The sequence below is a fragment of the Methylobacterium sp. WL19 genome (assembly GCF_008040005.1).
Classification (GTDB): domain Bacteria; phylum Pseudomonadota; class Alphaproteobacteria; order Rhizobiales; family Beijerinckiaceae; genus Methylobacterium; species Methylobacterium bullatum.
This window is the reverse complement of sequence record NZ_VRVC01000044.1, coordinates 26,917-34,414: the sequence shown is the minus strand read 5'-3', so window position 1 is coordinate 34,414 and position 7,498 is coordinate 26,917. Positions and strand designations below refer to the sequence as shown.

9 protein-coding genes are annotated in these 7,498 nt (G+C 69.4%); all 9 read left to right on the top strand.

The features are described 5' to 3' along the window. The coding region (locus tag FV220_RS11055; RefSeq protein WP_281406081.1) for a methyltransferase at nt 1–409 on the top strand (409 nt) is incomplete at its 5' end. 100 nt (nt 410–509) lie between these two features. Beyond that, nucleotides 510–1,445, top strand: a complete 936-nt coding sequence (bchC, locus tag FV220_RS11050; RefSeq protein ID WP_147831348.1) for a chlorophyll synthesis pathway protein BchC — start codon at nt 510–512, stop codon at nt 1,443–1,445. Continuing rightward, the gene (locus tag FV220_RS11045; RefSeq protein ID WP_056146876.1) at nt 1,442–2,428 is read left to right on the top strand and encodes a chlorophyllide a reductase iron protein subunit X; all 987 of its coding nucleotides are present in this window, start codon (nt 1,442–1,444) and stop codon (nt 2,426–2,428) included. The genes bchC and FV220_RS11045 overlap by 4 nt, the downstream gene beginning before the upstream one ends. Nucleotides 2,429–2,433: 5 nt before the next feature. Beyond that, a complete protein-coding gene (gene bchY / locus FV220_RS11040; protein WP_147831346.1) occupies nt 2,434–4,011 on the top strand; it encodes a chlorophyllide a reductase subunit Y in 1,578 nt (525 codons plus the stop codon). Next, nucleotides 4,011–5,477 (top strand): chlorophyllide a reductase subunit Z, encoded by a 1,467-nt coding sequence (bchZ, locus tag FV220_RS11035; protein ID WP_018043290.1) that lies wholly within the window; start codon nt 4,011–4,013, stop codon nt 5,475–5,477. Before bchY ends, bchZ begins: the two co-directional genes overlap by 1 nt. Before the next feature lie 143 nt (nt 5,478–5,620). After that, a complete protein-coding gene (locus FV220_RS11030; RefSeq protein ID WP_026175845.1) occupies nt 5,621–5,854 on the top strand; it encodes a hypothetical protein in 234 nt (77 codons plus the stop codon). Nucleotides 5,855–6,024: 170 nt separating this feature from the next. Continuing rightward, nucleotides 6,025–6,252: a light-harvesting antenna LH1, beta subunit gene (gene pufB / locus FV220_RS11025; RefSeq protein WP_018043292.1), complete on the top strand. Its 228-nt coding sequence runs from the start codon at nt 6,025–6,027 to the stop codon at nt 6,250–6,252. 14 nt (nt 6,253–6,266) lie between these two features. Next, nucleotides 6,267–6,455, top strand: coding sequence for a light-harvesting antenna LH1, alpha subunit (pufA, locus tag FV220_RS11020; protein ID WP_018043293.1), 189 nt, complete (start codon nt 6,267–6,269; stop codon nt 6,453–6,455). Between the two features lie 205 nt (nt 6,456–6,660). Beyond that, the gene (gene pufL / locus FV220_RS11015; RefSeq protein ID WP_056146872.1) at nt 6,661–7,485 is read left to right on the top strand and encodes a photosynthetic reaction center subunit L; all 825 of its coding nucleotides are present in this window, start codon (nt 6,661–6,663) and stop codon (nt 7,483–7,485) included. Nucleotides 7,486–7,498: the final 13 nt, after the last annotated feature.

The following is a 7,498-nucleotide window of genomic DNA, read 5'->3' as shown; positions in this document are numbered from 1 at the left end:
TTTCGCGGCCGAGGGCCTGTCCCACCGCGCCGAAGCCCGGGGCGGCAGTTTTCGCACCGCGCCCCTGCCGACGGGTGCCGACGCCATCTCCCTCGTCCGGGTCGTCCACGACCATGACGACGACACCGTCCGCCTGCTCCTGCGCGCCGCCTACGACGCGCTCGGCGATGGCGGCACGCTCCTGATCGCCGAGCCGATGGCCGGGACGGCGGGGGCCGAGCCGGTCACCGACGCCTATTTCGGCTTCTACCTGCTGGCGATGGGAAGCGGCCGCTGCCGCCGCCCCGCCGAGCTGACCGCGCTCCTCCAGGAGGCCGGATTTCGCGAGTGCCGCGAGATCCCGACGCGGCGCCCGCTCCTGACCCGCCTGCTGGTGTCCAGACGAATTGACACGCTGCAGCGTAAGTAAGGCTTGACGAATAAAAGTGTCAATCTAGGATGACACATCGAACAAGCGCCGCACCCGTAGCCATCGGGTCGAGGCACGAGACAGGGGAGGGTCGAACACGATGCACGCGCTGGCCGTCCTCTTCGAACGCCCCGAACACCTGTCGCTCGCCGAACTCGCCCTCGATGCTCCCGGCCCGGCCGACGCGGTGGTGGAGACCCTTTGGAGCGGCATCAGCACCGGCACCGAGCGCCTCCTCTGGACGGGCCGGATGCCGCCCTTCCCGGGCATGGGCTATCCCCTGGTCCCCGGCTACGAATCGGTCGGAGAAGTGGTGGAAGCCGGCCCCGCCTCCGGCCTCGCGGTCGGGCAGCGGGTCTTCGTGCCGGGCGCCCGCTGCTTCGGCCCGGTGCGCGGCCTGTTCGGCGGCGCGGCCTCCCGCCTGGTGAGCGAAGGCGCCCGCCTCGTTCCCATCGATGCGGATTTGCGCGAACACGGCATCCTCATCGCCCTGGCGGCCACCGCCTATCATGCGCTCAACGCGCATCCCGAAGGCCGCTCGCTCATCGTCGGCCACGGGGTGCTCGGGCGGCTTCTCGCCCGCCTGACACGGATCGCCGGCGGCGAGCCTGTGGTGTGGGAGACGAACCCGGTGCGGGCCACGGGCGCGCAGGGCTACGAGGTCCTGCATCCGGATGCGGACGAGACCCGCGATTACGGCGCCATCACCGATGTCAGCGGCGACGCCGCGATCCTCGACACGCTGATCGGGCGGCTCAGGCCCGGCGGCGAGATCGTGCTCGCCGGTTTCTACGAGGCGCCGCTCTCCTTCGCCTTCCCGCCCGCCTTCCTGCGCGAGGCCCGCATCCGCGTCGCCGCCCAGTGGCGGCCGGAGGATCTCGCCGCGGTCCTGACCCTGATCGAGGGGGGGCGTCTCTCCCTCGACGGCCTGATCACCCATCGTGAACCGGCGGCGCACGCGCCGTCCGCCTATCGCACGGCGTTCGGCGAGCCCGAATGCCTGAAGATGATCCTCGATTGGAGAGCCGCTTCATGAACATGCAGCTGAACGGAGCCGCACTCCTGCGCGCCGAAGCCGCCATCGAGCCGGATGCGACCCCCGTCTCCGCCACCAAGGAGACGCAGATCATCGCGATCTACGGCAAGGGCGGCATCGGCAAGTCGTTCACCCTGGCCAATCTCAGCTACATGATGGCCCAGCAGGGCAAGAAGGTCCTGCTCATCGGCTGCGACCCGAAGAGCGACACCACCTCGCTCCTGTTCGGCGGCCGCGCCTGCCCGACCATCATCGAGACCTCCACCAAGAAGAAGCTCGCCGGCGAGCAGGTCGCCATCGGCGATGTCTGCTTCAAGCGCGACGGCGTCTACGCCATGGAGCTCGGCGGACCGGAAGTCGGGCGCGGCTGCGGCGGGCGCGGCATCATCCACGGTTTCGAACTTCTCGAAAAACTCGGCTTCCACGAATGGGGCTTCGACTACGTCCTGCTCGACTTCCTCGGTGACGTGGTCTGCGGCGGCTTCGGCCTGCCGATCGCCCGCGACATGTGCCAGAAGGTCATCGTCGTCGGCTCGAACGATCTTCAATCGTTGTATGTGGCCAACAACGTCTGCTCGGCGGTGGAATACTTCCGCAAGCTCGGCGGCAATGTCGGTGTCGGCGGCCTCGTCATCAACAAGGACGACGGAACCGGCGAGGCCCAGGCCTTCGCCGCCGCCGTGGGCATCCCGGTCCTGGCCTCGATCCCGGCCGACGACGACATCCGCAAGAAGAGCGCGAATTACGAGATCATCGGCAGGCCCGAGAGCCAATGGGGCTCGCTCTTCGCGGATCTGGCCCAGAACGTCCACGACGCGGCGGCCAACCATCCGACACCGCTCTCCCAGGACGGTCTGCTCGGCCTGTTCAAGGGCGAGGCCGTCGGCCGGGGCGTCACCCTGGTTCCCGCCACCTTCGAGGATATGTGCGGCACGGCCCTGGTCGTGAAGCCGTCCCTCGAAGTCGTCTACGACGAGGTCTGACGCGCATGGCCGTCTCCCTCGACATCGCCGATCTGCGCGCCCGCAAGGAGCGCCCCGCCTCGACCCTGGCTCCCGCCGCATTGCCCGCGGAGGCGGTCAATCTCGCCGCCACCGAGACCGACGGGCTCGGCTGCCATTCCGGCAAGGACGCGATGCGGGCGGCCGCCGAAGCCGCCGGGATGTCGGAGACGCTGGAGCAGCTCAAAAAAGACTACCCACAAGGTCCGCACGACCAGCCCCAGAGCATGTGCCCGGCCTTCGGCTCCTTGCGCGTCGGCCTGCGCATGCGCCGCACGGCGACGATCCTGTCGGGCTCGGCCTGCTGCGTCTACGGCCTCACCTTCACCTCGCATTTCTACGGGGCCAAGCGCAGCGTCGGCTACGTCCCCTTCAATTCCGAGACCCTGGTCACCGGCAAGCTGTTCGAGGACATCCGCGAGGCGGTGTTCGACGTGGCCAAGCCCGCCGATTACGACGCGGTCGTCGTCATCAATCTCTGCGTCCCCACCGCCTCCGGCGTGCCGCTGCGCCTCCTGCCGAAGGAGATCGACGGGGTCCGCATCATCGGCATCGACGTGCCGGGCTTCGGCGTGCCGACCCATGCGGAAGCCAAGGACGTGCTCGCCGGGGCCATGCTGAAATTCGCCCGCTCCGAGGCCGAGCAGGGTCCGGTCCAGGCCCCGCGCCTCGGCCGCTCCGAGCGCCCCAGCGTGACGCTGCTCGGCGAGATGTTCCCGGCCGACCCGGTGGTGATCGGCGGATTGCTGGAGCCGCTGGGCCTCAGCGCCGGCCCGGTGGTGCCGACCCGCGAATGGCGCGAGCTCTACGCGGCGCTCGACTGCGCGGCCGTGGCGGCGATCCACCCGTTCTACACCGCCTCGATCCGCGAATTCGAACTCGCCGGCCGCCCCATCGTCGGCTCCGCCCCCGTGGGCCATGACGGCACCGCCGACTGGCTCGACCGGATCGGCGAGGCCTGCGCCGTGCCCCGCGCCACGGTGGAGGCCGCCAAGAACCGTCTCCTCCCGATGATCCGGGGGGCGCTGGCCGCCGCGCCGATCAAGGGCCGGATCACGCTCTCGGGCTACGAAGGCTCGGAACTGCTGGTGGGCCGGCTCCTCGTCGAGAGCGGGGCGGATCTCGCCTATGTCGGCACCGCCTGCCCGCGCACGCCCTATTCGGAGGCAGACCGCGACTGGCTGGAATCGCGCGGCGTCATGGTCCGCTTTCGCGCCTCGCTGGAGGACGACCTCTCCGCCATGCGCGAGTTCCGCCCGGACCTCGCCATCGGCACCACGCCGGTGGTGCAGGCGGCCAAGGAGCGGGCGATCCCCGCCCTCTACTTCACCAACCTGATCTCGGCCCGCCCGCTCATGGGCGTCGCCGGCGCCGGGTCGCTCGCCAAGGTCATCAACACGGCCCTCGGCAACCGGCACCGGTTCGACGCCATGCGGGACTTCTTCGACGGGGTCGGCGAGGGCCATGCCGCCGGCATCTGGGAAGAGGTGCCGACAATCCGCCAGAACGTCGCCTCGGCGACGCGCGGAAAACCCTCCCACAACCCGATCGGGGAAATGGCCTGATGCTCGTCCTCGATCACGACCGGGCCGGCGGCTACTGGGGCGCCGTCTACGTCTTCACCGCCATCAAGGGATTGCAGGTCGTCATCGACGGTCCCGTCGGCTGCGAGAACCTGCCGGTCACCTCGGTGCTCCACTACACCGACGCGCTGCCGCCGCACGAACTGCCCATCGTGGTCACCGGGCTCGCCGAGGAAGAGCTCGGCCGTCACGGCACCGAGGCCGCGATGAAGCGGGCGCACGCCACCCTCGATCCGGGCATGCCGAGCGTGGTCGTCACCGGCTCCATCGCCGAGATGATCGGCGGCGGCGTGACGCCGGAGGGCACCAACCTCCAGCGCTTCCTGCCGCGCACCATCGACGAGGACCAGTGGCAGACCGCCGACCGGGCGATGTCCTGGCTCTGGCAGGAATACGGCGCCCGCAAATTCGCCAAGAAGGGCATCCCGGCAAGGCCTCCCCGCAAGGAGGGCGAGCGACCCCGCGTCAACATCATCGGCCCGGCCTACGGCACCTTCAACATGCCCTCGGATCTGGCCGAGATCCGCCGCCTCGTGGAGGGGATCGGCGCCGAGGTGAACCTCGCCTTTCCGCTCGGCTCGCATCTCGCCGACGTGCCGAAACTCGTGAACGCGGACGCCAATATCTGCCTCTACCGCGAGTTCGGCCGCCTGCTCTGCGAGGCCCTCGAGCGGCCCTACCTGCAGGCGCCGATCGGCCTGCACGCCACCACCAAGTTCCTGCGCAAGCTCGGCGAGATCCTCGGCCTCGATCCGGAGCCCTTCATCGAGCGCGAGCGGCACACCACGATCAAGCCGGTCTGGGATCTGTGGCGCTCGGTGACCCAGGACTTCTTCGGCACGGCGAGCTTCGGCATCGTCGCCTCGGACACCTATGCGCGGGGCGTCCGCCGCTTCCTCGAAGACGAGATGGGCCTGCCCTGCACCTTCGCGATCTCGCGCCGGCCCGGCGCCAAGACCGACAACGCGGCGGTGCGCGAGGCGATCAAGGCCAACCCGCCCCTCGTCCTGTTCGGCTCGTTCAACGAGCGCATGTACGCGGCCGAATGCGGATCGCGGGCGGTGTTCGTGCCGGCCTCCTTCCCCGGCGCCATCATCCGCCGCCATACCGGGACGCCGTTCATGGGCTTCTCGGGCGCGACCTACCTCATCCAGGAGGTCTGCAACGCCCTGTTCGACATGCTCTTCCACATCCTGCCCCTGGCCCGCGACATGGACCGGGTCGAGGCGACGCCGGCGCGGATCCATCGCGAACTGCCCTGGGACGAGGCCGCCCGCACCCTCCTCGACGACCTCGTCGAGGCCCATCCGGTCCTGGTGCGGATCTCGGTGGCCAAGCGCCTGCGCGACGCGGCCGAACGGGCGACCCGGAATGCCGGGCAGGAGCGGGTCTCCCCGGCCGAGGTCGAGCGCGCGCATGCGGACCTGACCCTCGGAGCGGCGGCATGAGCGCCCCCGCCCCACACCCTCTTTCCGGCTGGAGCGGCGCGGCGCCGTTTCCGTCGAGAACCGGCCTCCTCGCGAGGCCGACCGCCGCGGATCGCGGACAGGAGATCTCCGCCATGCAGTCGATGACCATGTTCCCCCGGACCATGCCCTCCCGCCAGGCTCTGTCGCGTCCCGCCCCGTCGCGCCTGCAGCGGCACGAGCTGCAGTTCCGCCTCCTCCTGGTGGCGACCTACCCCTTCTTCCTCGCGGCGGCGGCGCTCCAGCGCCTCGTCCCGGCACGGGCTCCGGCGGGCCACGGGCTCATCGCCCGGCGCTCGGTCTTCGGCGAGGCCAAGGCCATGGCCGTGTCGGCGATCCCCTTCGTCTTCATGGGCTGACGCTTTCCGGGGCCGGATCGCCCCGGGCCGATGCCCGCCCGATCCGGAACCCGAACGACCTCCCGTCCGACGAGGGGGGAACGACCGTCGCGAGCGCCGCTGCCGGCCCCCGCGACCTCACCCGCCGCGCGTGGAGCACGCACGGCCAGACGAAAGCGGAGGCTCACATCATGTCCAGTGGAATCGAAAAAGCGAGCAGCCTGTCCGGGCTGACGGAACCGGAAGCCAAGGAGTTCCACGCGATCTTCCTGACGAGCTTCATCATCTTCACGGCCATCGCCGTGGTCGCGCATATCCTCGTCTGGATGTGGCGCCCGTGGCTGCCCGGCCCCAAGGGCTACGCCGCCCTCGACACCGTCACGAGCGCCGCGCACGGCCTCGTCTCGATGATCTCCTGAGGAGGAACGCACCCATGCACAAGGTCTGGCTTCTCTTCGATCCGCGCCGCACGCTGGTGGCGCTCTTCACCTTCCTGTTCATTCTGGCGCTGCTGATCCACTTCATCTTGCTCAGCACCGACCGGTTCAACTGGCTGGAAGGCCCCAAGGCCCCGCGCGCCGCCAATGCGCAGACGCTGGTCCTGCCGACGATGCCCGCCTGACCGGCGGGATGCGGCCCCCTCCTCCCCCCTGTGGGGAGGAGTTGGAGGTGGGGGTGGTCGGGCGACCCTCCTGCTGCGGAGGCAAGCGGCGCCACCCCCACCCCTGGCCCCTCCCCACAAGGGGGAGGGGGACGCGCTCTGCCGATAAGAGCGGATGCGCCCATCCATCAAGAATCGTGACCTGTGAAGCCGGGAGGTATTCGCGATGGCGATGCTGAGTTTCGAACGAAAATACCGCGTCCGCGGCGGCACGCTCCTCGGCGGAGACCTGTTCGATTTCTGGGTCGGGCCGTTCTATGTCGGGTTCTTCGGCGTCACGACGCTGTTCTTCTCGGTGCTCGGCACCGCGCTGATCGTCTACGGCGCCGCACTCGGGCCGACCTGGAACATCTGGCAGATCAACATCGCGCCGCCCGACCTCAAATACGGGCTGGCGCTCGCCCCCCTCAAGGAGGGCGGCCTCTGGCAGATCATCACCTTCTGCGCCATCGGGTCGTTCGTCTCCTGGGCCCTGCGCGAGGTCGAGATCTGCCGCAAGCTCGGCATCGGCTACCACGTGCCCTTCGCCTTCGCGGTGGCGATCTTCGCCTATGTCTCGCTGGTGGTGATCCGGCCGTTCCTGATGGGCGCCTGGGGCCACGGCTTTCCCTACGGCATCCTCTCCCATCTCGATTGGGTTTCGAACACCGGCTACCAGTACCTGCACTTCCACTACAATCCGGCGCACATGCTGGCGGTGTCGTTCTTCTTCACGACGACCTTCGCCCTGTCCCTGCACGGCGCCCTGATCCTCTCGGCCACCAATCCGGGCAAGGGCCAGGTGGTGAAGACGCCCGAGCACGAGGACACCTTCTTCCGCGACACGATCGGCTACTCGATCGGCACGCTCGGCATCCACCGGCTCGGCCTGTTCCTCGCCCTGTCGGCGGGCTTCTGGAGCGCCGTCTGCATCATCATCAGCGGCCCGTTCTGGACCCGTGGCTGGCCGGAATGGTGGGGCTGGTGGCTCAATCTCCCGGTCTGGCGCTAGAGGGGGGCACGAC

Excerpts from the sequence above, each read along its gene's own strand:
- bchC (WP_147831348.1), top strand. The coding sequence starts at position 510 with ATGCACGCGCTGGCCGTCCTCTTCGAACGCCCCGAACACCTGTCGCTC.
- FV220_RS11045 (WP_056146876.1), top strand. The coding sequence starts at position 1,442 with ATGAACATGCAGCTGAACGGAGCCGCACTCCTGCGCGCCGAAGCCGCC.
- bchY (WP_147831346.1), top strand. The coding sequence starts at position 2,434 with ATGGCCGTCTCCCTCGACATCGCCGATCTGCGCGCCCGCAAGGAGCGC.
- bchZ (WP_018043290.1), top strand. The coding sequence starts at position 4,011 with ATGCTCGTCCTCGATCACGACCGGGCCGGCGGCTACTGGGGCGCCGTC.
- FV220_RS11030 (WP_026175845.1), top strand. The coding sequence starts at position 5,621 with ATGCCCTCCCGCCAGGCTCTGTCGCGTCCCGCCCCGTCGCGCCTGCAG.
- pufB (WP_018043292.1), top strand. The coding sequence starts at position 6,025 with ATGTCCAGTGGAATCGAAAAAGCGAGCAGCCTGTCCGGGCTGACGGAA.
- pufA (WP_018043293.1), top strand. The coding sequence starts at position 6,267 with ATGCACAAGGTCTGGCTTCTCTTCGATCCGCGCCGCACGCTGGTGGCG.
- pufL (WP_056146872.1), top strand. The coding sequence starts at position 6,661 with ATGGCGATGCTGAGTTTCGAACGAAAATACCGCGTCCGCGGCGGCACG.